We start from the raw sequence: 24,276 nt of genomic DNA on the forward strand, positions 1-24,276 counted from the left end.
ACCGCCGACACCACCATGAGCACCGTGTGCTCTGTGTGAGGTACAAAAATGCCCGGTGGGCAGAACCGTTTTCGGTTCTGCCCACCGGGCATTTGCCTGCCCTAAGTATCCGTAGATCGCGAAGTTGGAGCGGCTGCCGGTGTGCCTATTGCAACGGCTCCAGCGCACGCTTCGAACAATCCGGCCACCCCCCGTTTATTACTCGAAGATTGGCCTAGCAATGACGCCTGCTAAGAGATTCCACGTTTTTCCTGGATTTTCCAGCGACGTCGAAAAATTTGCCAATGTTAATTCCGAATGCAGAGAAATAATCTTGGTTCGTCAGGCACTCAGGCTATGGTTACTTGAATATACAACTTCCTTGGAGGATTCATGAACCACAAGTTTCTAGCTGTCGCTTCGCTTGCGACGCTGCTACTCACCGGCTGCGCAGACACTAACCAGGCCCCCACGGCGCCTGATGTTACTCCGATCGCATCGGGCAGCCCATCTTCCGCATCGACGGAGCCTTCAGCGGCTACGCCAAGCGCTACTGCGGAAACAAGTGATCGCGGAAACTTGATTAAAGTAATTGGTCAACCAGCGGGCACCGTCAATACCGCAGGCGACCAAACTGTGAGCTTTGTTGTAAAGAAAATCGATATGAAGATCAAGTGCAATGCTCCGTATGCAACGAAGGCTGAGAACGGTCATTTGATCGGCATCAAGATGGACGTACAGACGTTCAAGGAGCTCAATGATCCAGACTATCCGGGTATGACTTTCGACGCGCATCCAAGTTCTTGGACATTCATATCCAAAGAAGGAACAACATTCAATGGCGATCTCGGCACATCATCTGCCTTCATGTGCCTCGAAGATGACGATCAATTGCCGAACAGCATCGGGCCAGCTCAGAAGGCCACGGGGTGGATCGTACTTGATGTGCCCGCAACAACTGGCACCCTCATCTTCTCCACGCAGCCAGGCACTGGATGGGAATGGGAGTTAGCAGAAGGTCCTAACGCTTAGCTCTTGATCTTCGCTCAAGCTTGACCTTCGGTGAGTCACAAAAAAGGCCCGGTGGGCAGAACCGTTTGCGGTTCTGTCCACCGGGCTTTTGCCTGCCCGTCAGGGCGGTTAGATCGCCAGGTTGGAGCAGCGTTTAGTAGTAAACGGCGAGCGGGCCGCGCGGGCCGTCAATGACCGTCACAGGGGTCTCAAAGACCCGGGTGAGGACATCGTCTCGCATGATCTCCGCCGGGGTGCCAAACTCAACGACCTTGCCGTGCTTCACCGCGCAGATGTGATCGGCATAGTGCCCGGCAAAATTGATATCGTGCAGCACAATCACGATGGTGCGGCCCAATTCCTCAGCGGCCCGGCGCAGGTGCGCCATCATCTGCACCGAGTGCGCCATATCCAGATTGTTCAGCGGCTCATCCAGCAGCACGTACTCGGTGTCTTGGGCCAGCACCATCGCCACGTAGGCGCGCTGACGCTGTCCACCGGAAAGTTCGTCGAGGTACCGAGCCTCCAGCGCACCGAGATCCAGGAAGTCGATGGAGCGGGAAACGATGAGCTCATCCGCCGCGCTCAGCCGTCCCTTGGAATGTGGGAAACGGCCAAAACCCACCAGCTGCCGCACGGTCAGGCGGGTGACAAAGTGGTTTTCTTGGCGCAGGATCGAGACGATTTTGGCCAAATCTTTTGAGGCCGTGGAGGCCACATCAAAGCCGGAAATCGAGATGGTGCCCTCATCGATGCCCATCAACCGCCCGACCATGGTCAGCAGTGTTGATTTACCGGCACCGTTGGGACCCACCAGCGCGGTGATGCCACCGGCGGGGATGCTGATGCTGACCGGACCAATGGCGACGTCGTTGCTGTACTTCTTGTGGACGTTCTCGAGGGTGATCACAAGCGGCCCTTTCGCAGGATGAAGATGAGGAAGACGGTGCCACCGATGACCTCGATGATGATCGAGACCACGCCCTGGGCGTAGAACAGGTTTTTCATGATGAAGTAGGCGCCGGACAGGATGACAAAACCGGTCAACACCGCCACGGGGAAAATGTAGCGGTGATCGTAGGTGTCGGCCAGTTGGTAGGCCAGGGTGGCCACCAGGAAGCCGAGGAAGGTCATCGGGCCGATCAATGCGGTGGAGACGGCCATCAGGATCGAGACCAACAGCAGGGTCTTCATGACCTCGCGGCGATGATTGATCCCGAGGTTGATGCTGGTCTCCTTGCCCAGAGACACCACGTTCAGGCGTCGGGCATTGAGGATCAGCCCGGTGCCGGCCAGCAGGCATAGCGGGATGGCAATTGGGAAGTAGGAGGGGTCGGCGTTGGCCACCGAACCGAAAAGTCGGGCGGTGAGTACGTCGAATTCGCTCGGGGAAAGTAGGCGCTGCATGAAGGTGGAGACCGACCCCAACCCGGCACCGATGATGATGCCCACCAGCAGCATGATCTGGATGTTGCCGTACTTGCCCGAGAGCAGCCACCCGTAGAGTGCCACCGAGAGCGCGACCATGATCAGCACCTGGAGCACAAATTGCCCCACACCCTGGATCGCGACCACGCCGGCGGCTCCCAGCAGGAAGACCGCCGCGGTCTGCACCGCAACATACAGGGATTCAAAACCCATGATGGAGGGGGTGATGATGCGGTTATTTGTCACGGTTTGGAAGCTGACGGTGGCAATGGCCTGGCAGAAAGCCACCACCAGCATGACCAGCACATTGCTGGCCCGCATCTGCGCGATCAGCCAGAAGCCCCGGGATCCCGGAGGCATCGGGTTATCCCAGGCCAGTAGGCCGAAGCCGAAGCCCAGGGACAAAACGATGAGGATGGACAGCACGATCCAGTAGCGCTTGCCCACTTTTTTACTGGGCAGTGGCCCGGAGGAACGCCTATTTCCTGCCCGAAGCTTCGGGGTGGTGCGCGGTGCGGTGATCGTTGTTTCAGCCATTTCGACGCTGCCTTAGAAGTAGTGCAATGAACACGACCGCGCCCAGCACGCCGAGGATCAGCGAGACCGGAACCTCGAAGGGCATGATGATGGTGCGGCCCACCAGATCACAGACCGTCACGATGCCTACGCCCAGCAGCACCACCCATGGGAGGTTCCCGCGTAGGTCATCACCGCGGAACATGGAGACGATGTTGGGCACGATTAAACCGAGGAAGGGCAGGTTGCCCACCACCACGGTGACAACACCGGTAGCGATGGCGATCAGCCCGGTGCCCAGGAACATCACCTGTTTGTAGTTCAGCCCGACGTTAGTGGCGATTTCCTCACCCAGTCCCGCCACGGTGAAGCGGTCGGCCACCAGGAAGATGGCCACAGCGACGATGGCCACGATCCACAGCACCTCATACTGGCCGCGCAGGATCGAGGTGAAGGAGCCCGCGAACCAGATCCCCAGGGACTGGAGCATATCGGTCTGTAGGGCGATGAAAGTGGAGATGGCACCCACCACGGATCCGAGCATGATGCCCACGATTGGTACGGTGAGAGAAGCCTTGAGCGAGACGCGGCGCAGGAAGAGGAAGAAGACCATGGTGCCGATGAACGCGGCCAGAATCGCGAAGGTCATCTTTGTCAGCAGATCCGCACCGGGGTTCACGATCATCACCAGCAGCAGGCCCAGGCCGGCCCACTCGGTGGTTCCGGTGGTAGTGGGTTCCACAAAGCGGTTCTGCGTCAGCAACTGCATGACCAGTCCACTCATGGCCATCGCCGCACCGGCCAAGACCAGCGCGATGGTGCGCGGAATGCGGGTGATGGCAAACATTTCCCCGCCGTCTTGGGCACCAAAGATGTCATACACACCGGTAAACAAGGAAATGACCAAGAGGACGGCCACCACCACGATGCCGATGATCAATTTGGGTTCAAAGAGCCTGCCCTTGGAGGCTGCGCGCAGCGCGGTGGTGCTCATGTCTTGTTCGTCATTTCACGTCGTCTCCGGACGCAGAAAAGTGGTGGGTTATGCCTCCGCGAGGCAAAACCACCACTTTTCCGCTCAACTATCGTTGGAAATTGTTACTTGCCTTCAAACGCATCAGCCACGGAGTTGAAGAACTCGGTGTAGGTCTGAATGCCCTCGTTGGTGTAGGTATCGGCCGGCATGTACACGATGTTGCCGTTCTTCGAGGCGGTCACGTTCTTCAGTGCCTCGGAGCTGTCCAAAAGTTCATTGGCCGGCTCGTAGCTCGGGTCATCGGCGCTGACGGCAGCGTCGCGGTCCATGGCCAGGATCCAGTCCGGGTTGGAGCTGGCGATGGCCTCAACGGAGATGTCATCACCCTGGTGATCTTCGGAGGAGTCTTTTACCTCAAGGGCCGGGGTCAGACCCAAGATGTCAAAGATGGGGCCGAGTGTGCGGCCGTTGGAGGGTGCGGCGTAACCGATCTCGCCACCAGAGGTGATCACTGCCATGACCTTTTCGCCGGGCTTGTAGGCTGCCTTGGCGCGGGCGATGGCGGCGTCGAGCTCATCATTAAGCTTCTTGGCTTCGGTCTGCTTGCCGAAGACCTCACCCAGTGCGGTGGTCTGACGCTTCAGTTCGGCGTCCAACGGCTGATCGTCACGCGGGTCCAGTTCCAGGACGGTGGCGTTGGGGGCCAGCGTGGTGAACTTGTCGTGGAACTGAGCGAAGCGCTGACCGTTGATGATCAGATCCGGTTCCACGGCTACCACTGCTTCAAGGTTGGGCTCCTTGTGGCTGCCCAAGTCGATGATGCTGGCATCCTTCTTGTACTTGGAGGTGCCTGGCATCAGTGCCACGGCGCCGGCGCTCAGCTTCACGTCCCAGTCGGCCAGGGTCTCAAAGGTGCGGTTGTCGGTAGCAACGACAGATTTCAACGGCAGTTTGATGCTCTGCTCACCGTTGTTGTCTTCCACGGTGATGGTGGAGCCGGCTGCTGCGGCATTTTCCGTCGGAGCCTCGCTCGTGGAACCGCAAGCAGTCAATGTGAGAGCAGCTGCACCGATGAGTACGCCAAGACGCAATTTCAGAGAAGACATGATTTCCTAACCGTGGTGCGATGCCCACAATCATTGGGGACATCGTTTATCTTTCAAGTTCTTCCGGTAGCTTAGCCTAGCCTTACTCAATTAAACCAATGAAACATGCCCTTGCCGGCTGACGCTATAGCGGCCCACCTCAGCCCTCCACAAGGACTCGGCACAATGAAATTTTGGCCCCCTGACCACCACTGACCCGTAAATACGCGGCGCAGGCGCCGCCGACCGCTGCGGATGCCTGGCACACCACAAGGGCGAGTTAGCGTGATGGGAACCACACTCACTCGCCCTTTGTGACGTAAAACTACCCATTGTCTGCCTTTGACCGATTCTGCCGCGGTCGGCTGGTGTTCGCAGCCGTCTGTGGCACCGCCGATTGCCTCTAGTGAGCCAACGTTTGGCTCACGGGAGTCATGGCCACCGCGCCGCGGACGGCCAGCACGCCAACCACCAGGGTCAACAGGATCACCGCCACCGACAGCGGGGCAAAGATGATCGCCATACCCGCCAGCGGGAAGACCAGTGCGGCACTGACGATGATCGAGCCAATGCCCATGCCAATGACCGGGGCCATGACCGAACCGACGCGGGCACGCTCCATGACCGCTGGTTCCATGCCGAGTTTGTGCAATCCCGCGTAGAGGTCAGCTCGGTCTAAGGTTGCCGCCGCCTGGGTAATGGCGGTGGAGCACGCCACCGAGATGAAGGAAACCGCGATGGTCAGCAGCACACCGGTCATCACATCGGTTGCCAGAAGTGCGTCAGGAGAATTCGGATCCATCCCGGTGCCGGTGGAGTTCATCAGTGCCGCTCCGCTGCCACCGACCACCGCCACAAATGCGGTCATGGCGATACCCGAGACCTGTCGCCAGGCCTGGGCCGGGTTTTCTAGGATCATGCGCGCGGCAAGTAACTGCGCCGGCGACTTCGCCTTCTTCAGCTTGGCCTTGCCAATCAGCGCCACCGCCCACGGTCCCACCAGATTCAGCGCACCGATTCCCATGGCAAACCCGGTGAGCAGAACACCCACCATGATGGCCAGGGATGCCACGGAACCGATCACGGAGAAGACCAGCGAGATGCAAATGATGAGCCCCAGTACCACCACCGCGCGGATCCAGCGCGGTTTCGGCGTCACGGTGCGGTTGCGTACGCCCAGTGGGGAGACAATGATTTTGCGCAGTCCCACCGCACCGGAGAGCGCGGCGACCAGCACCACGCCGGCAATGACCAGGGCGATGATGCGCGGATCTAGCCACATCGCCGATCCGATGGCCGATCCCTGAAAGTGCACCAGCCCCACAGCCGGTGCCATTGCGGCATAAAGCAGCACGCCGCCCAGTGCTCCGGCGAGCGCCGTGGCCGCGGATTCGAGCATGGTGATGCCCACGACCAGCCCCGGTGTTCCGCCGAGCAGGCGCACGGTGGACAGACGAGTGTCTTGGCTGCGGGCCGAGAGGCGGGCCGCTGCGGCGCCGAGCACCGCTAGGGGCACCACCAGCAAGACCACCGCCAGCGCGGCGAGCACTTGGTACATCCCCGTCAGCTCGTTCTGCACACGATCGAAGGACAGCGCTCCGGCGGTGACGATGAGGACCAGGGCACAGACCAGCGTGTAGGCCCCGGCCGTGAGTAACAGAGGGCCGCGACGTCCGCGGCTGGGTTTGCCCAGGAGCCAGGCCAGAGAAAGAGTGCGCATTAGTTCGTGTCTCCCGCAGCGGACCGCTGGGTCGAGGCACCCTGGGTGGCTGCCACCTGGGCCAGAATGCGTCCATCCCGCAGGTGGATGACGCGATCGCATTGGGCGGCAACATCCGCGTCGTGCGTGACCATGATCAAGGTGTTCCCGCGCCCCACGGTGGAATTCAGCAGGATGCTCAAAACCTCGGCACCGGTCGCCGAGTCGAGGGCACCGGTGGGTTCATCGGCGAAGGTCACCCGCGCGCCGGTCACCTGGGCACGGGCAATCGCCACACGTTGTGCCTGGCCGCCGGAGAGCTGGCCAATGCGCCGCTCCTCCATGCCAGCCAGACCCAGTGCGCCGAGCCACTGTGTGGCTTGTTCCTGTGCGGCAGCGCGCGGTACGCCATTAATCATCAGCGCCATCATCACGTTTTCCACCGCGGTGAGTTCGGGGATCAGCAGCCCCGACTGAAAAACAAAGCCGAAGGATTCGCGGCGGAGTTTTGAGCGTTCCTTTTCTCCCAGCGTGGCAATATCCCGCGGCGTAGCTGCGGAGGTGCTCAGGAGTACCGAACCGAAGTCGGGCCGTTCAATACCCGCCAGGGTGTGTAACAGGGTGGATTTTCCCGAACCCGAGGGGCCCATGATGGCCACGGATTCTCCGGCACGGATATCCAGGTTCACGCCATCTAGCGCCAAGGTAGATCCATAGGCGCGGCGTAGGTCCCGGGCACTGAGCACGGGGTGGGTGTTAAGAGTGTTCCCGGAGGCGGGATGAGCTTCGATCATGCAACAAGCTTGTCAAATCCCATGGCCTGCGGCATCGGAGCAGATGATGATCTCGCAGCCTTCACTCTCCTACCCAGGGTGGAGCCCGCCCGGGCGCTGGTGCCGGGAAGCGCGGGAATGTCCCGGGCCCCGGGGTGGTTGAAGCACGGTGATGGAACTCGTTCTTTACACCTCAGCCTTCTGCGCACCGTGTGTGCGTGCCCGCTCCGTCCTCGGTCAGGCCCGGGCGCTACTACCCGCCGCCCAGATCATTGAGGTGGATGTGCTCTCACATCTGGAGGAAGCCGAGACCGCGGGCATCACCTCCACGCCCACCCTGGTGGTGAGCCGGGGCGGCATCGAGGTGTTTCGGGCCACCGGTGTGCCAAGCGTTCCCCAGCTTCTAGCGGCCGCAGCACTCGCCCTCGACTAGCGAATTTCCCGACCTGACGTGGGATCGAGCGATCGCCCCGGACCGTTTTCGGGCCGGTGTGCCAGCGGGGCGACGATGAGTGGGTTCGCGGTGGTGGGTTTTATTGTGAACAATGGGTCAGGTGATCCCCTCCCCCGTTGAGCCAGCCCACGCAGCCTGCCTGCAACGCATCGTTGCCGATTCTTCCAATCGCATCGCATGGCTCCGGGCCCGTTCGCAGGGCATCACCGCCACCGACGTGGCCAAGCTATCCACCCCGAAGTCGATCGCCTCCGCGGCCTGGGACAAGCTCCACGGCTCGGGCTTTGGCGGGAATCCGTATACCGACCATGGGCGGGCCCGGGAACCGGTAATCGCCGCGTGGGTGCAAGAAAACTTTGACATTTTGCCCTCCAGCCAACTGTTCCATGCGGCGGAGAATCACATCCATCTGGCCACCCCCGATGGATTGGGCATCCGTGCCGGCGGACACGTGGAATTGGCGGAAATCAAAACCACCAACAAGCCGTTCAAAACGATTCCGCGAAATTACCTGCGTCAGATGTTTTGGCAGCAATACGTCTTGGGAGCGCAACGCACCCTCTTTGTCTGGGAACCACATAAAGATTTTGTGCCCACCCACGATGAGCCGCTGACCCGCTGGGTGGATCGAGACGACGCGGAGATCAGCGATCTGATCGTCAAGGCCGATGCGATGGTGGCAATCCTGCGCGAGCGCACCGCCGCGGCCCGCGCTCGCGAGGACTACGGACCGGCGGCCCTGTACCTCTAAATCCGTTCGGGGCTAGGCCGCCGGGGCAGTCCCGGGAGCCAACGGCTTGGGCAGTGCCTCGGGGTGATCCCGGCGCAGCTCGGAGATCAGGTGTTCGCGGATGAAGTTGCGCAGATCGTAGAGGTCCCCCGGATTGCGCGCGGATACCGCAATCGTGACCTTGAGGATGCCACCGATGGCATCTGTAACGTTCAAGTCGCCGGTGCGTCCGTCCCACAAATCGGTGGAGGCCAACAGCTGTTCGGTACGGGTGCGCAGGTGCTCGATGGGTGCATTCCAGTTCAAATCCAGCAACACCGTCCCACTGATCTCATTGCTGCGCCGCGACCAGTTCTCAAAGGGAGTGGTGGTGAAGTAGGTCGAGGGAATAATCAGCCGGCGACCATCCAGCAAGAGCACCACCACGTAGGTGAGAGTGATTTCCTCAATGGCCCCGCGTTGGGTCTCCACCACCACGGTGTCATTAACCCGGATGGCGTCGGTGAAGGCGATCTGCAAACCGGCAAAAACGTTGGCCAGCGTGGATTGGACGGCCAGTGCGGCCACCACGGAGATCAGGCCGGCGGAGGCCAGCAGGCCGGCGCCCAGCGCCCTGACTTCGGGAATTGTGAGCAGGGCGCCGGCCACCGCCAGGGTGATGACCAGTGCGGTGGCTACCCGGCGCAGCAATCCGACCTGCGTCTGGATCTTGGCCAGACGTCTCGGATTGCCCTCATCCTCGCGGTACTTGGCCAGCACAATCTCTTCGAAGATGCCCATGATGACAATCAGCAGCCAGGCGATGGAACAGATCAATCCCAGCAGCAGCACAAATTGCCAGATGTTCACCCAGGGGTGCGCGGCAAAGGACGCCGCCACGGTGACCTTGGTGAAAGCAAAAACCAGGGTGAGGGCCAACGGCATCCGCCGCATCCGGCGTTCCGGGGCTAGCCCCGGGACGCGGTGCAGCATCCGGTTAATAATGAAGCCCAGCACCACGGTGAGCAGCACTGCGGCGAGTAACCCGATCGCAATAACTACCCATGGCTTCAGCATCTCGGGTAATACATCTGTGTTCTGAACAACGTCGCTGACGGTGTCATCCAATGTTGAAGAGGCAAAAATCTGCATATCAACAAGGGTGTCACATCAAGATGTGCCTCCGCCCACCGCAGTTGCTGATTCGCCTATATATCTCCTGTGCATTGCAATGACGTGGAGTGTACGCATACCCCCTTGCCGCACCATTTGCCCCGCGCGCATGCTGAATCCGTCACCCCTTCCACTCGCAACACCACACCACTTCAGAGGCACATCATGAAAACCCGTATCGGCGCCGGGGTTGCCGGCGCACTGCTTGTCGCATCACTTGGCCTCAGCCCGGTTTCACCGGCTGCTACCGCCACCGCTCTCACCGCTCCGTATTGCGGTATTACCTGGGGATCGGTTGCCGACTCGGTCGCCGGCTACTCCAGCGCCACCATCACCAATCTGCGCACCGGACGACACGACTGCTTCGACCGGGTGGTCATTGACCTCAAGGGCAAGGTGAAGGGCTACGACGTGCGGTATGTCAGCGCCGTGTACACCGAGGGTCAGGGCAAATTGGTACCGCTGGCCGGCGCAGCTGATTTGCGCGTGATCGTGCGGGCTCCGGCCTACAATTCCTCCGGAACCCCCACGTACAACCCGAGCAATCGGCTCAACGTCAGGGACGTCTCCGGCTACACCACCTTGAGGCAGGTGGCCTTCCTGGGCAGCTTTGAGGGACAGAGCTCCTTCGGAGTCGGGGTCCGGGCCAGGTTGCCGTTCCGCACCTTAGTACTCACCGGAACCGACGGAACCAGTCGACTGGTGATCGATGTGGCCCACCGTTGGTAAGTAGGCCAGCGGCGAATGGATCGCGCGGAGGCGGTTGGATGACAAAACCACGTCATCCTCCCCCTCCGCGCGGTCTTTGTGTCACGATTCATTTATGAGTATTGCGCGCCCATACAAGCAAGTGGATGTCTTTTCCTCCTCCCCCTACACCGGTAACGGTCTGGCCGTGGTCCTTGACGGCGAAGACCTCAGCGACGCCCAGCTACTGGCGTTCGCCAACTGGACGAACCTGGCGGAGACGGTTTTCCTGCTGCCCGCCACCCATCCGGACGCCGACTACCGGGCCCGCATTTTCACCACCACCACCGAGCTGCCCTTCGCCGGGCACCCGACGCTGGGAGCCGCCCACGCGTGGCTCGAGGCCGGCGGTGTACCCAAAAACCCCGAGGCGCTGATTCAGGAATGCGGGGCCGGGCTCATTGAGATCCGCCGGGTACCGGGCGAGCACCCACAAGATCCGGAGTCTTTGGCCTTTAAGGCCCCACCCTTGATGCGCACCGGTGAGCTGGAAGAGGACGTGCTCGACTGGGCGCTGGCCGGACTGGGCATCACCCGTGATGATGTGCTGGCCCACCAGTGGTTGGTTAACGGGCCGAACTGGGCCGGGTTGCTGTTGCGTGACGCGGAGCTGGTCCTGTCCCTGGAACCTGACTTTGTGGCGCTGGCCGGGCTGGAAATCGGCGTGATCGGAGCACACACCGTCGGTGCGAAGCAATCGACCTCCTATGACCCGATGGTTCACCAGCAGCGTCCGGCCGGAGCCCGTGAGGAATTGCGCCCGGTCTCCGAAGCGGATGTGCAACGTTCCCAGCGCTTCCGCAATGTGGTCACCGGAGCACCGGCCGACTACGAGGTCCGGGCCTTCTGCCCCGGTGAGGGATTGCAAGAGGATCCGGCGACCGGGTCACTGAATGCCGGCTTTGGTGCCTGGCTCACCGGTTCCGGGTTAGCCCCCTCGTCCTATACCGTGCGTCAGGGAACCCGGGTGGGGCGTGCCGCCATCGTGCAGGTGGATTCGGACGCCGACGGAATCTGGATTGCCGGGCACTCGATGACCTGCATCGATGGCACCGTCATCCTGCCGTAGACCCGGCTAATTAGCCCTTCCTCCACCACCGCTGTGAGCTTGCGCTCAGGAGACCTCCCAGCGGTGGTGGATGAGCGTAGGCTCGTGCGGTGAGTGTGAACAAGGCGACGGCCGAAACAACAAAAGACAAGCAAGCCTGGGGTGCCCTTTGGGCGCTCGTGATCGGCTTCTTCATGATCCTGGTGGATTCCACCATCGTCTCCACGGCGATGCCGGCGATCATGAACGGACTGGACACCGACATCAACGGTGTTATTTGGGTCAACAGCGCCTATCTGCTGGCATTCGCGGTGCCGCTGCTGATCACCGGTCGCTTGGGCGATCGATTTGGCCCGCGCACCATCTACGTGATTGGCCTGGTTATTTTCACTCTGGCCTCGCTGTGGTGTGGACTCTCCGGGAATATCACCACGCTGATCATTGCGCGTGTGGTCCAAGGCCTGGGCGCTTCCATGATGAGCCCGCAAACCATGACCTTCATTACCCGCATGTTCCCCTATGCCCGCCGCGGCGCGGCCATGGGCGTCTGGGGTGCGGTGGCCGGTATCGCCACATTGGTGGGACCAATCCTCGGCGGCATCTTTGTTGACACCCTCGGCTGGGAATGGATCTTCTTCGTCAACGTTCCGGTAGGCATCATCGCCATCTGGCGGGTGCTGCTTAAGGCACCGGAACTCGAACGCCACTCCACGTCCTTTGATTGGCTGGGAGTCATTCTCAGTGCCGCTGCCATGTTCGCCCTGGTCTTTGGCATTCAAGAGGGTAACGCTCATGAATGGGGCCCGTTCATGGGCCCGATTGGTTCCTGGCACCTGATCATTGGTGGCTTGGTATTGCTGGGGGTCTTCATATGGTGGCAGAGTGCCACGCGAGCGGCGCCGTTGGTGCCGCTGCGCCTGTTCAAGGACCACAACTTTTCACTCGGCAACATCGCCATTGCGTTCATGGGTTTGGCCATCACCGCCATGAGCTTCCCCATGGTGTTCTACCTGCAGTCGGTCCGCGGTATGAGCCCCACCGTCTCCGCCCTGATGCTGGCCCCCATGGCGGTCATCGCCGGTGTGCTGGCTCCGCTGGTGGGCAAGAACATTGCCAAGTTTGAAGCCAAGTACTTTGCCGTCCCGGGATTCTTCCTCTTTGGCGCGGGCATCACCGTGTACGGTCTGATCCTGCGCGAGGACACCCCCATCTGGCTATTGCTGCTCCCGCCGGTGATTATGGGCGTGGGTTCGGCCATGATCTGGCCCTCGGTCTCGCTGGCCGCCACGCGTGGTCTGGGCCAGGCGGATGCCGGAGCGGGATCGGGCGTCTACAACACCACCCGTCAGGTCGGTGCGGTACTGGGTTCGGCGCTGATTGCGCTGATGATGGAGTCGCGTATCGCCGTTGAATCCGAAAAGGCCGTGGCTTCGATGGCCGCCGGTTCCGCTGGTGCACCAAGTGGTGTGGGATCGTCAGAAATGGGCAGCGGCTCGGCAGTTCCGGAATTCCTGCATCACGCCTTCTCGCTGGCCTTGGGCCAGGCACTGCTGCTTCCGGGCATCGTGGCCATGGCCGCAGCCCTGGTGGCGCTGATGTTCCGCAAGGGCGCGCACAAGAACTAACGTTTGTAGGTTCTTGCCCGCGCCCCCGGAGTTTGCCCCACGGCATAGGCGGGGGCGTTTTGCTTACTTCTTGACAGCAACTTCCTTGATTTTGGTCTTGGTCTTGCCTCGGCCAAAGACCAATGCCACGGCGATACCGGCAAGCCAGAAGTCCTTGGCCATGGCCACTCCGTTGGGAGTGGGGCGGATGCCGTCGGACTCGGTCATCCCCGGAGTCTTGAGGTAGGTGGCGACCAGACCCGCGGCGAAGGCACCGAGTCCCAGGCCTGCTAGGCGTGAGGGGATGAACGGGGTGAGCAGGGCCGAACCCACGGCGATTTCCCCGGCGGCAAGTGCCTTGCCGAAGAGTGCCGGTTCAACCTTGTTGACCTGCGGGATGGCGTTGGCGGTCATGGACTGCAGGCCCTCGGCCGATTCGGCCGGAAGGCGCAGCTTGCCGATGCCGCTGTTGAGGATATAGGCACCCGCGACGAGTCGTAGTGCTACGTTGGCGATGTTCAGGCCCATGGGTGATTCTCCTGGTCGTTGGGTGGTGAAAATTTAGATGTATACCCCCACCCTATGGTTTGGAACTTCACCAAGGCTAGGGCCTCCCCGGTGTGGCGGCTGCCAACTATCTGCGAGGCAGGCGGCATTGCCTTGGCCACATTCTGCTTCTATCGGCGTCATCGGCAGGCACACCGCTGGCTGCTCGTGCTAAATTCGCGTTCATGATTACCTCCTCCGCGGTTCCCGATGCCGCGCTGCGCTTGTTGGTTGAAAAGGGCTTTGATGCCACGAGTGTGGATGCCTTGGCTCAGGCCGCTGGCATTTCGCGATCCACATTTTTCAGGCGCTTTGGATCAAAGGAGGAAATGGTCTTCGCCGATATGGAGACCATCATTCACCACCTAGAAACGGTGTTGGCTACTTCTTCGGCCGGCCCCGTCCGCTCACTGGTGAATGCCGGGCTGACGGTTTTTGATCAGCACACCGCACGCCCCGAGGCCGCCGAGCTGCGGCACCGACTGCTGCTCGATGTTCCCTCGCTGCGTGATCGCGAACTGGTCTCGATCCACCGTTACGAGCGCGTCTTCCGTAACCACCTGCGCGATCGCGGCCTCTATTCACTGACCCATGGTCGGGCCATGTGTATAGCCTTTGCCTCCGGCGTGGTCGCTGTGCACAATGACCACCTGCGCCGCTGGTTACGCCACCCCGAGGAGGCTAGGCGTCCGGAGTTGGAGCGTGAGCTCAACGCGCTCGGTGCGCTTTATGCCCCGGTGCTTGAACCTCAGGAATCGGCGCCCGCCCCGGAGCCGACCACCGTAGTTATCACGATCGCCGGCGGTGCACCTGACACCGAGGCAGTGCTCGCCCAGGTGCGCGATGCTCTGGATAATGCCCGAGCTTGAGTCCCACGTGGCACCATCGCTGCGCGAAGTGCCCTGCTGGCCGCTGAGCACACAACGTCTGGTGCTTCGCCCGGCCACCATCGCTGACGCCCGCGCAACGTGGGCCTACCGCAAGCTGCCAGAGACCTCGCGCTGGGTGACCAGCACGTGGGATGACTACGCCGCATACCTGAGGTCGTATCGAGATCCCGAGCATCTGCGTGAGCGCCTCGTGGTGGAGTTGAGCGGCGCAGTGGTAGGTGAGGTGGTAATTCGCCGCCAGGATGCCTGGTCGCAGACTGAATCGAGGAAGGCTGCCCGCGGAGTCGAGGCCGAACTTGGCTGGTCGTTGAATCCGGCATTTTCCGGGCGCGGCTTGGCCAGCGAGGCGGTGTCAGCGGCAATACGTCTGTGCTTCGAAGAATTGGGTCTGCACCGCGTTCAGGCACGGTGTTTCAGCGCTAACATTCCCTCCTGGAAGCTCATGGAACGAATCGGGATGCGCCGGGAAGCGCATCTGGTGTCCGGAATCCTGCACCGTGATGGCCAATGGATGGACGGCTACTCTTACGCGTTGCTCAAGAACGAATGGCAGACCCAACAAGGCCAATGAAACGCAGTGCCTTGACCTGACACTGCGTTCCAGTATGCTTGGTGATCTAGCTCATCATCACAGCCCACGAAAGGTCACCACCGCGCCATGAACATTGCAGCTGAGTCGAGCATCGAGTTTCCCGCCGGCGTCATTGAACCGGATTACGAACTCTGGGGCGAGGTGGATGTTGATCCCGCAGGCCTCTTTGAGGACATCAACGACGCGGATCGCGCCTACTGGGACCGTGCTCGCGCCTTCGGCCTCAATGAGGTCCGCCCGGTTATCGACGGATACTGGGACAAGGCCGACTACCCGCTCGAGCTGGCCAAGCAACTGGGCGAACTAGATCTGTTGCGCGACGGCCTCACCTTGGAGGGTTACGCCCCAATGAGCGTGCTGGCCGCCGGACTGGTGAACATGGAACTCTCCCGCGCCGACGGATCGGTGGGAACCATCGCCGCCGTGCAGGCAGGATTGGCTCTGCGCTCGATCACCGAGTGCGGCTCCCCCGAACAGATCGCCGAGTGGGGCCCGAAGTTGGCCAATGCCGAGGTGCTCGGAGCCTTTGCGCTGACCGAGCCCACCCATGGCTCTGATTCGGTGTCCCTGGAAACCCGTGCGGTGCGTGTTGCCGGCGGTTACCGAATCAGTGGCGAAAAGAAGTGGATCGGCAATGGATCGGTCGGTGGCATCACCATTGTGTGGGCACGCGATGAGGAGAAGAAGGTCCGCGGCTTCATTGTGCAGCAGGAGTGGGAGGGTTACACCGGCACCACGATCGAGGGCAAGCTCTCGCTGCGCGCCATCTGGCAGGCACACATCCGCATGGACAATGTTTTTGTCCCGGATTCCCACGTTTTGCCCGAAGCCAATAGCTTCAAGGACACCGCCAAGGTCCTCTTTGCCACCCGCTTGGGTGTCGCTTGGTCCGCGGTCGGTCACGCCACCGCCTGCTATGAGAGCGCCGTGCAGTATGCCGCCCAGCGCATCCAGTTCGGCCGCCCTCTGGCGGCCAGCCAGATTGTGCAGGAACGTCTGACGCGCATGCACTCGGAGCTCGCCACCATGCAGTTGAGCGTTATGCAGGCTACCCGACGCGAAGAAGCCGGAACACTGACCCCGGTACAGGCATCGCTGGCGAAGTTCACCTGCACCCGCTTGGCGCGCGGTATCGCATCGAACGCCCGTGACCTCCTCGGCGGCAACGGCATCCTGCTTAAGCACCGCGTGGCCCGACACATCGCCGATATTGAGGCCATCCACACCTACGAGGGCACCGAGACGGTACAGGCACTGATCATTGGTCGCTCCATCACCGGGATCTCCGCCTTCGCCTAAACCCGGAGTAGCCCAACACAGAAAAATAGTGCGTAGGCCAGCGAGATGATATCTCGCTGGCCACCGCACCAACAGTTTTTGCTGGTGGGGCTAGCTGCTGGAGTCCGGAGCGCCCGGTGCGCCGCTAGGAGGAGTTCCGCCGCCCATCCCGCCGCCACCGCCCATGCCGCCAGCGGCGGGAGTTGTCGCAGTATCCACACCAACATCCAGAACCACCGTGTAGCCGGAGCCCGTATCCCCGGTAACGGTGGCCAGCTGGCTGGCACCGCCATCGTCGCCAAAAATGCCGTCGCTCTCCAGAGATACCTGGGCCAAAGTCCGCACCGAGGTTTCGTAGCCGGCGGTCGCGTAAACGGCCTCCGAAACATCCTTCGGCAACGCCACCTGAGAGGTGGCAATGGCATTGGTGGCGTCGGTGATCGATGCGGCGTCCGGGTAAACCTCAAAGTGGATATGCGGCCATCGACCGGTGTAACAAGCCGGGAAGATGCTGGTGAAGCGCACCGTGCCATTGGCATCGGCCACCTGCACACCGCGGAGGTAGTTTTCCTCCTCAACAGCGGCGGAATACATGGAGTAGTCTCCCTCCCGGTCGCAGTGCCAGACGTAGACGGCCACCCCGGCAAAGGCCGCCGAGGAATTAGCCATGTCCTTGATGTTCAGTTCAATAGTCATCGGGATTCCCGCGGCGGTCCCGCTGGCGTCCCCGAAGCTGGAGCGAATGTCACTGCGCACAATGCCGCTTTGCTCCAGAATGTCGGGCCCGTTGGAGCCGTCGCCGGGGTAGGGACCGGCGGTTTCATCGGGGATTTCCCCGGAAGCGGTGCCGGTGGATGAGCTGGAGGCCGAGCTGGAGGCACTCGAGTTGCCGGTGGCATTACACGCCGCCAGGGTGAAGACCAATGCGCTGGCGCCGAAGGCCTTCAGTGCGGTGCGGCGCCCGAGCAGCGTCTGGACATCAAAGCCCAACCCCTGGTCCTCGAGGTCTTCGTCGGGCCGCGGCAGCGCCCGGCCCCGGTAGCTCGGGTGTCCCGAGGTGGACGAGGGGTTCGTGTGCTGGATGGCCATGTGATGGGGTCCTAAGCTCTAGGTTGCGCCCCCTAGGGGGCACCTTGTCAATTGATAAATACATTAGGTGGCCCGGATTTGCCAGAGCTGTGATCGGACCCAGAGCCGACTATGGGGTCCGGTGGTGGAAGTGCGTTCGAGAATCCGGCGCATCAGGAAGCACGATCCTTGCCACGGACCGCTCCGGCATACGTACGGCCACGCACCGCCGGCCGGACGCGTAGGCTTCGAAGCGGGGTTCTTACCCCGCTCCCCCGGCGAAAGGCACACACATGCGACGACAAACGATCATTATCACCGGGGCAAGTGATGGAATCGGAGCGGAGGCCGCACGCGCGCTCGGCCGCCAAGGCCATGAAGTGGTCGTCGTGGGCAGGAACCAGGAAAGGACTGCTGCCGTCGCCCGGGAAATCAACGCCGATTACTTCCTCGTTGACTTCTCCGATCTAGGCGAGGTCCGGAATTTGGCGGCACTGCTGCTGGAAAAGTATCCGCGCATCGACGTCCTAGCCAACAATGCCGGCGGCATCTTCACCCCCGCGCGCCAGGAGACCACCGACGGGTTCGAGATGACCTTCCAGGTCAACTACCTTGCCCCGTTTCTCCTTAGCCATCTTTTACTGGACCGACTCGTCGCCTCTCGCGCTACGGTCATCAATACCTCGAGCGTGGCCAACCGGCTTTACGGCAACGTGGATCTTTCCGACCTGAACGCCGAGCGTTATTACGATCCCAAGCGCGCCTATGGAAATGCCAAGCTCGAACAGATCATGTTCACGCGAGAACTGCAACGCCGCTTCGGGCCGCAGGGACTGGTCTCAGCGTCCTTCCACCCGGGGATTGTCAGCACCGGCTTTTCCCGCGCACCCGGCGCATCCATGGAAAGCATCTACGGCAATTGGTTCATCTCCAAGTTCCTCGCAAGCCCGCGGAAGGGCGCGGATACGCTGATTTGGCTCGCTTCGCAGGACCATGGGAAAACCTGGCCCTCCGGTGAATTCTTCACGCGCCGCAAGGTCGCCGTAACCAACCCGCAGGCCAATGATGCATCGCTCTGCGCAGAACTCTGGAACCGGAGCCAGAAACTACTGCAGATCGGTTGATCCCCGGCTGCCGGTCGCCGGGTTCCAGGCATTGTCATGAATTTATTTCTGGCACTTGCCGGGATTTTCCACCTGAGTGTTGCCCGTAGGGAGGTTTGGTCCTTGGTTCCCGACCGGGTACATGTCGACAGAGACACTGAGGCTGTATGGCTGACCGTCTGTTCTTTCGGCCACTACCGGCGGGGTAAGCGGCGCGGTCAGCGGTGGTTCAAAACAACTTTCAGGGTGGCCTCCGCGGCACAGGTCATGACGATGATTTTCTCAACGTGCCCCATCTCGAACACTCTGGACGTGTTTTCCTTCGTCGCGTCAGCATGCTCACCTCGTTTTTTAGGCACGCTTATTTCTGGAAAAAACGCTACTTCCTATGACGATATTTTTCTTGTACAAATACCCAACAGCTTCTGCTTTATTGAGAACGAAAAATACCGTTACCGGAACGTTATGATGCTGGATTCAATATCCACCCTTCGCATAAAATAGGATCAAAAGGCGGATAAGGGCGCCCCCCAGGCACCAAACCTGCACCGGGATGGCAACCAGCCCCAAACTGGATGTCTCCCACAGAAGGAGTGTGACTCCTTCGCACCTGAGAGTCCATCCCTGCGGGCGGATTCTCAGTACGGGGTTTTCCCACACGATGTGTGAGAAAACCCCGTGCGTACTTGCTAGCCCATCCGCTTCTTGACATGTCGAGTTGCTGGAGCAGTCCAAGGGTCTTCGGGCCAAGGATGCTTAGGATACCTTCCTCGGTTTTCGGCACGCACCTGCGCATAGGGACCGGACCAAAAAGAGGCCAGATCGTCGGTGACGGCCAGCGGCCTCCCCGCCGGGGAAAGCAGATGGAAGAGGATCGGAACCCGGCCTTTGACCAATGCAGGTGAAATCGCCAGCCCAAAGCATTCCTGCAATTTCACGGCCACCACGGGAGGAGCCTCGGACTCCTCCACGGATGGGTAGCTGATGCGGATCCTCGAACCACTGGGTACCGTGAGGTGCTCCGGCACCAATTCATCCATGGAACTGGCCTCGGGCCAGGGAAGTAACCGGCGCAGGGCGTCGGTTAGATTCAAGGATCCGGGAGACTTTCCGCCGGCGAGCGCCTCAAGTTCCGGGGCCAGCCAGGTCGCGGCATCCGCCAGCAACGATACGTCATCCATTGCCGGCCACGGGTCACCAAGAATGCGGTGCACCAGGGCTAGGCGGCTACGCAGCAGGGATGCACTCTCGGAGAAGCTGAGCATCCCCAGACCGTTTTCACGCAGAGCATCAAGCACCGCGGCCCTGCCCTGCGCACGGGTTGGAGCCACCGGTGTGCTGGCTAGTTCGATGGCACCTAGGCGGTGTTCCTTTCGGGCGTTGAGCTTGCCCCGGGCAAAGGTGGTGGTGACTTCGGTTTTTTCAAGGTGCGCGGCGGCCAATAGGGCAACTGACTCATCCAGTGGTGCTGCGGCACGGATTAGCGCCCCGGTACCCGCCGCGTCACGGCCGGCGGCACGGGCTACCTCGGCCACGGCAATCCAGGGGTGGTGAGCCAACGGGCTTCCTGCTGGTAGCCCGGCACGAGTTCCCGAAGCCAAGAGGTACGTGGCGCCAGCTGCGTGTTGCACCCGGCGTGCCACCTGACCGGGGTAGGCAAGCGCTACCACGGTGCCCAATTCCAATCCCGCGACAAGACTGCGATCACTCGGCGCTACAGAGCCCGCCGCCGGTGCGGCTCGCTTGATCAGGGATTCCAAGCGTGCCGCTTCACGCTTCCAGATAACAGATTGTGGGTGTCCCCCATTGCGCAAGGCTAAGAGCAATGCGCCTAGGTCTGCGCCTTGGGCGCGGTAGTCCCCGGCGAGCAGGGCCACGGCCTGTGCCACGGTGTTGTTCCCCAGCAATGGGGCTCCATCTAATAACGCACGGCCCAAGCGTGGGTCCGCTGGAATCCCTGCCAGCCGCCTACCCAGCGCGGTGGCGTGCCCCGAAGCGTCAATGGCACCGAGGTGTTCAAGCACCACGGTGGCAGCTTGCAGACTCAAGGCTGGCGGTGCCTCCGGAAGGTGTAGACCGGCGCCGCCCGGGGCACCCCAGCAGGCTAGGGTCAGTGCGGCGGAGGTCAAATCGGCGACGGTGATTTCGGCCCGGGCGTGCGCGGGGGCAGCGGCAAAGCTCTTTTCGGCAAAGGCACGCACCACGCGTCCCGGCCCCTGACGGGCAGCACGTCCCGCGCGCTGGATGCTGGAAGCCCGCGAGGCCGAGACGGTGACCAGTCCGCTCATTGAGCGTGCCGCGTCCCGGCGTGGTTCGCGGGCCAGGCCCGAATCGATGACCAAGCGCACTCCGGGGACGGTCAGTGAGGATTCTGCCAGGGAGGTGGAAACAATAATGCGTGGGAGTCCGCCGGGTTCCCGCCCGGAGACCGCCCTATCCTGCATAGCGGCGGTGATCTGCCCGTGGAGCTCCAAAACCTCGGTCCCCGGTGCCCGGGTGCGGATCTGCGCGGCGACCTCCGCCACTTCCCAGGCCCCTGGCACAAAGACGAGGGCGTCGATGCCGGGATCGGACTGTAGCGCTTGGGCGTGAGCTGAGGCTGCCGTGGCGGCTACGTGGGTCAGGAAGGTCCGCGAGACCCCGCGGTCAGTCAATCTGGGGGCGGCAACAGGCTCCCACTGGATGAAAAGTTCGTGAAGTGCCGAGGGACAATCAATGACCGGAGCAGGGCCTGTGCCATCCGCGTTGCCGAGCAATTGAGCAAAACGTGGCGCATCAAGAGTTGCCGACATGGCGATCAGCATTAGATCCCCGCGCAGCTCATGGACCTCGCGCAGCATGCCGAGCAGCAGGTCGGTTTCCAGGCCACGTTCGTGGACCTCATCAATGATCACCGCTGCGATGCCCTCCAGCCCAGGGTCGGCCAAGAGCCGACGCAACAGGATCCCGGGGGTCACAAATTCCACGATGGTGCCCGAACCCGTGGTGTTCTCACCACGGACGGTGAATCCCACTTTCAACCCCGGCCCACTGGTATCTAGCGAGGCCAGACGTCTGGCTGCCGAGCGTGCTGCCACGCGGCGCGGTTGGGTCACGATGATGCGCACCGGGGAACCTGCCCGTGCTGCAGCAACATTGGCCACCAATGGTGGCACCAACGTGGTCTTACCCGTTCCGGGAGGTGCCTGGATCAGCGCCGTGGCGGCATCTCCCCCGGCCTGAAGTACCGCTTCCAGTTCGGGCAGCGACCCGGCAAAGACCAGCCCTGCGGAGATCTTCTCTAGATGAAAGGGCGTTATCGCTGGGGATAAAGACTTGTTGAATGCTTGCTCGCTCACCAGCCCCATTATCCAGCCTTCGGCACCACGCCGGCGCCGCGGACTCAGGGTGTTCGGCGACGCAGCGTCAGTGAACCGATAATGATGGCGCCGAAGATCCATGCGGCAATGAACCCGATGCGCACCCAGATGTATCCGGCATCTGTATCTCCGTTGGCCACGGCGGTCAAGGCATCAATAGCGTGACTCAGCGGCAACACATCCCCAATGGCTTCAAGTACCGCGGGCAGTTGCTCGCGCGGCAAGAAAATCCCACCGAGCAAGATCTGCGGGAAGACTAGGGCAGGCATAAATTGGACCACCTGGAATTCACTGTGGGCAAAGGCGCTGGCGAGCAACCCCAATGCGGTGCCCAGCAACGCGTCGGCGATGGCCACCATAAAGAGTAGGCCCACGTTGCCACTGACCTCGAGCCCCGCAACCCACACGGCGAATCCCACCGCGATCCCTGTCTGCACAATGGCCAACAGCCCGAAGGCCAGCGCATAGCCCAAAATGAAGTCGGCCTTACCCATAGGCAGTGATAGTAATCGTTCTAGGGTGCCGCTGCGCCGCTCGCGCAGGGTCGCAATGGAAGTCACGAGGAACATCACGATAAAGGGGAAGAGTGCAATCATCGCCGGGCCAATGCGCGCAAAGACCGGGGTATCGGTAAAGATCCAAGCGACCAGCCCCACGAGCAGTGCGGGGACCAACAAGAGAAGGGCCAGCGTGCGGTGGTCGTGGCGTACCTGGTTCAGTACCCGTGCTGCCGTAGCAAGGATTCTCGAGAGTTTCATGCTGTCGCCCCTGTTGCCCGGTGCTTACCTGCCGGAGGCAGCTTTGCCTCATCTGTTCCTTGTATCAAGGCCAGAAACGCGTTCTCGGCGGTGGAAGTTCCGGTGCGCTCCAATAGGTCAGCCGGGGTATCACTGGCAATAATGCGACCCTCACGCATCAAGATCAGTCGACCACAACGAGTAGCCTCATCCATCACATGGCTGGATACCAACAAGGTCACCCCTCCCGCAGCCAAGTCGGTAAAAAGTTCCCAGAGGGAAACCCGCAGCACCGGATCCAGTCCAACTGTTGGCTCATCCAAGACCAAGAGTTCGGGGTTACGCAGCAGCGCGATACCCAGTGATAGTCTGCTGCGTTGGCCTCCGGAGAGATCACGCGCCATGGAATCTGCCACCGACCCCAGATCGGTGCGTTCGATGATGTCGGGGACCTGTGAGGGGCTGGCACCCAGTATCTTGGCGAAATAGGAAAGGTTGGTCTTAACCGTGATGTCGTCGTAGATGCTTGCTTCCTGGGTCATATAGCCCACGCGGTGACGTAGCCCCACAGATCCGGCGGGCTCCCCCAGTACGGTGATTTCACCAGCGGAAATGATTTGTGTGCCCACGATCGAACGCATCAACGTTGACTTGCCACATCCGCTGGGACCCAACAATCCCACCACTTCCCCGCGTGGTACCTGTAGATCAAGGTGGGGCAACACGAGTGCCTTTCCACGTTTCACCTGAAGTCCGGCGATTGCGACCGCTGCGCTCGAGTCATCCATTCTTTGAGTGTTGACCCGCGTTCATGCCCCGTCAAGACCGAGCACCGAATGCCGGTAGGAAGGTCGCCTCCCACCTTGACCACAGGGCCATTGACTACCGCTCATATGGTGGAACCACGCATACTGGTTCAAAGGAATCTGCACGGAACAGACCCGTTCAGAATCGGGAGAACCTGATGAGCGAACTTCACTCGGAAGCAAGCGCTGCTTCCCCTACGGCGGTTCTCGTGGGCGTGATCAACCACCAGCATCCCGAGGTCTTAGATACAGCCGCAAGGCTGGCAACCACGCTCGGGCTGGACTTGGTCTGCGCCTACACCGTCACGGGATTGGATACCTCCGAGTGGCGGGAATACGGCGGCATCAACTTCGAGACACTGGAACCCGACGCGCGTGAGGAACTTGGAGTCGAACAGGTTCTCCAGCTACAAAACGCTTTGGGTGCGGCGTTGGACGAGATACCGGTGGCTTGGTCCCTGCGCATTCTGGTCGGTGATCCGGTGGCTGCCCTAGAAGAATTCGCCATCGCACTGCAATCCCCGTTTCTGGTCATCGGGTCTCCCAAGCGACGCTGCTTCGGATTCACTGTCGCTGGGCTTCAACGTTCCACGGTGGCACGGTTGTTGGCCCACCGCAGAGTTCCGGTGTTGGTTATCCCACCGGCCGAAGAACCCAAGAGCCCAGATTCCGGTTACCTGCCCTGACGGAAGTGG

The 24,276-nt window shown here is 61.3% G+C and carries 23 protein-coding genes; 11 read left to right on the forward strand and 12 right to left on the reverse strand.

The features are described 5' to 3' along the window. Positions 1-372 precede the first annotated feature (372 nt). Complete coding sequence (locus tag HED64_RS01435; RefSeq protein WP_132359342.1) at positions 373-1,011, forward strand: hypothetical protein; 639 nt, start codon at positions 373-375, stop codon at positions 1,009-1,011. A gap of 133 nt (positions 1,012-1,144) precedes the next feature. Here the strand turns inward: HED64_RS01435 and HED64_RS01440 are convergent, their stop codons facing one another. The 6 genes from HED64_RS01440 to HED64_RS01465 all read right to left on the reverse strand — a co-directional run bounded on the left by HED64_RS01440 (position 1,145) and on the right by HED64_RS01465 (position 7,488). Then, positions 1,145-1,900 carry an ATP-binding cassette domain-containing protein gene (locus tag HED64_RS01440; RefSeq protein ID WP_168150338.1) on the reverse strand — a complete coding sequence of 252 codons (756 nt, stop codon included), beginning with the start codon at positions 1,898-1,900 and terminating at the stop codon, positions 1,145-1,147. Further along, entirely contained in the window at positions 1,897-2,955 is a 1,059-nt protein-coding gene (locus HED64_RS01445) for an iron chelate uptake ABC transporter family permease subunit (protein ID WP_168150339.1), read from the reverse strand. Before HED64_RS01445 ends, HED64_RS01440 begins: the two co-directional genes overlap by 4 nt. After that, positions 2,948-3,928: an ABC transporter permease gene (locus HED64_RS01450; protein ID WP_132359348.1), complete on the reverse strand. Its 981-nt coding sequence runs from the start codon at positions 3,926-3,928 to the stop codon at positions 2,948-2,950. Before HED64_RS01450 ends, HED64_RS01445 begins: the two co-directional genes overlap by 8 nt. A gap of 104 nt (positions 3,929-4,032) precedes the next feature. After that, complete coding sequence (locus HED64_RS01455; RefSeq protein WP_168150340.1) at positions 4,033-5,016, reverse strand: siderophore ABC transporter substrate-binding protein; 984 nt, start codon at positions 5,014-5,016, stop codon at positions 4,033-4,035. 382 nt (positions 5,017-5,398) lie between these two features. Continuing rightward, entirely contained in the window at positions 5,399-6,715 is a 1,317-nt protein-coding gene (locus tag HED64_RS01460; RefSeq protein ID WP_168150341.1) for an ABC transporter permease family protein, read from the reverse strand. Further along, a complete protein-coding gene (locus tag HED64_RS01465; RefSeq protein WP_168150342.1) occupies positions 6,715-7,488 on the reverse strand; it encodes an ABC transporter ATP-binding protein in 774 nt (257 codons plus the stop codon). Before HED64_RS01465 ends, HED64_RS01460 begins: the two co-directional genes overlap by 1 nt. Before the next feature lie 151 nt (positions 7,489-7,639). On the opposite strand from HED64_RS01465, the gene HED64_RS01470 reads away from it, so the two are divergent. Continuing rightward, a complete protein-coding gene (locus HED64_RS01470) occupies positions 7,640-7,900 on the forward strand; it encodes a thioredoxin family protein (protein WP_168150343.1) in 261 nt (86 codons plus the stop codon). A 112-nt stretch (positions 7,901-8,012) separates the two neighbouring features. Continuing rightward, positions 8,013-8,672: a YqaJ viral recombinase family protein gene (locus HED64_RS01475; RefSeq protein WP_132359358.1), complete on the forward strand. Its 660-nt coding sequence runs from the start codon at positions 8,013-8,015 to the stop codon at positions 8,670-8,672. A gap of 12 nt (positions 8,673-8,684) precedes the next feature. Here HED64_RS01475 and HED64_RS01480 read toward each other — a convergent pair whose 3' ends face one another. Further along, positions 8,685-9,782 (reverse strand): mechanosensitive ion channel family protein, encoded by a 1,098-nt coding sequence (locus HED64_RS01480; RefSeq protein ID WP_132359360.1) that lies wholly within the window; start codon positions 9,780-9,782, stop codon positions 8,685-8,687. 186 nt (positions 9,783-9,968) lie between these two features. Here HED64_RS01480 and HED64_RS01485 point away from each other — a divergent pair, with 186 nt between their 5' ends. From HED64_RS01485 to HED64_RS01495, 3 genes are all read left to right on the forward strand, one after another. Then, positions 9,969-10,532 (forward strand): AMIN-like domain-containing (lipo)protein, encoded by a 564-nt coding sequence (locus tag HED64_RS01485; RefSeq protein WP_168150344.1) that lies wholly within the window; start codon positions 9,969-9,971, stop codon positions 10,530-10,532. A 94-nt stretch (positions 10,533-10,626) separates the two neighbouring features. Continuing rightward, positions 10,627-11,619 carry a PhzF family phenazine biosynthesis protein gene (locus HED64_RS01490; RefSeq protein WP_168150345.1) on the forward strand — a complete coding sequence of 331 codons (993 nt, stop codon included), beginning with the start codon at positions 10,627-10,629 and terminating at the stop codon, positions 11,617-11,619. A gap of 89 nt (positions 11,620-11,708) precedes the next feature. Continuing rightward, a complete protein-coding gene (locus tag HED64_RS01495) occupies positions 11,709-13,223 on the forward strand; it encodes a DHA2 family efflux MFS transporter permease subunit (RefSeq protein ID WP_342590626.1) in 1,515 nt (504 codons plus the stop codon). Positions 13,224-13,286: 63 nt separating this feature from the next. On the opposite strand, the gene HED64_RS01500 is transcribed toward HED64_RS01495, so the two are convergent. Beyond that, a complete protein-coding gene (locus HED64_RS01500; protein WP_210149154.1) occupies positions 13,287-13,730 on the reverse strand; it encodes a DoxX family membrane protein in 444 nt (147 codons plus the stop codon). Positions 13,731-13,933: 203 nt separating this feature from the next. On the opposite strand from HED64_RS01500, the gene HED64_RS01505 reads away from it, so the two are divergent. The 3 genes from HED64_RS01505 to HED64_RS01515 all read left to right on the forward strand — a co-directional run bounded on the left by HED64_RS01505 (position 13,934) and on the right by HED64_RS01515 (position 16,529). After that, positions 13,934-14,617, forward strand: coding sequence for a TetR family transcriptional regulator (locus tag HED64_RS01505; RefSeq protein WP_168150346.1), 684 nt, complete (start codon positions 13,934-13,936; stop codon positions 14,615-14,617). After that, entirely contained in the window at positions 14,604-15,209 is a 606-nt protein-coding gene (locus HED64_RS01510) for a GNAT family N-acetyltransferase (protein WP_168150347.1), read from the forward strand. The genes HED64_RS01505 and HED64_RS01510 overlap by 14 nt, the downstream gene beginning before the upstream one ends. 87 nt (positions 15,210-15,296) lie before the next feature. Further along, positions 15,297-16,529, forward strand: coding sequence for an acyl-CoA dehydrogenase family protein (locus tag HED64_RS01515; protein WP_168150348.1), 1,233 nt, complete (start codon positions 15,297-15,299; stop codon positions 16,527-16,529). 90 nt (positions 16,530-16,619) lie between these two features. On the opposite strand, the gene HED64_RS01520 is transcribed toward HED64_RS01515, so the two are convergent. Further along, positions 16,620-17,597: an intradiol ring-cleavage dioxygenase gene (locus HED64_RS01520; RefSeq protein WP_168150349.1), complete on the reverse strand. Its 978-nt coding sequence runs from the start codon at positions 17,595-17,597 to the stop codon at positions 16,620-16,622. A 272-nt stretch (positions 17,598-17,869) separates the two neighbouring features. Between HED64_RS01520 and HED64_RS01525 the strand changes: the two genes are divergently transcribed. Beyond that, complete coding sequence (locus HED64_RS01525; protein ID WP_168150350.1) at positions 17,870-18,700, forward strand: SDR family NAD(P)-dependent oxidoreductase; 831 nt, start codon at positions 17,870-17,872, stop codon at positions 18,698-18,700. Between the two features lie 668 nt (positions 18,701-19,368). Here the strand turns inward: HED64_RS01525 and hrpB are convergent. The 3 genes from hrpB to HED64_RS01540 are packed head-to-tail and all read right to left on the reverse strand — an operon-like array spanning position 19,369 to position 23,563. Further along, positions 19,369-22,017, reverse strand: coding sequence for an ATP-dependent helicase HrpB (gene hrpB / locus HED64_RS01530; protein ID WP_342590627.1), 2,649 nt, complete (start codon positions 22,015-22,017; stop codon positions 19,369-19,371). Between the two features lie 44 nt (positions 22,018-22,061). Next, complete coding sequence (locus tag HED64_RS01535; RefSeq protein ID WP_168150352.1) at positions 22,062-22,796, reverse strand: ABC transporter permease; 735 nt, start codon at positions 22,794-22,796, stop codon at positions 22,062-22,064. Then, on the reverse strand, positions 22,793-23,563 hold the full coding sequence (locus HED64_RS01540) for an ABC transporter ATP-binding protein (RefSeq protein ID WP_168150353.1): 771 nt from the start codon (positions 23,561-23,563) through the stop codon (positions 22,793-22,795). Before HED64_RS01540 ends, HED64_RS01535 begins: the two co-directional genes overlap by 4 nt. Positions 23,564-23,739: 176 nt before the next feature. Between HED64_RS01540 and HED64_RS01545 the strand changes: the two genes are divergently transcribed. Further along, positions 23,740-24,267 carry a universal stress protein gene (locus HED64_RS01545; protein WP_168150354.1) on the forward strand — a complete coding sequence of 176 codons (528 nt, stop codon included), beginning with the start codon at positions 23,740-23,742 and terminating at the stop codon, positions 24,265-24,267. The last annotated feature ends 9 nt before the right edge of the window (positions 24,268-24,276 follow it).

Source organism: Paeniglutamicibacter terrestris (genome assembly GCF_012271785.1).
GTDB classification, from domain to species: Bacteria; Actinomycetota; Actinomycetes; order Actinomycetales; family Micrococcaceae; genus Paeniglutamicibacter; species Paeniglutamicibacter terrestris.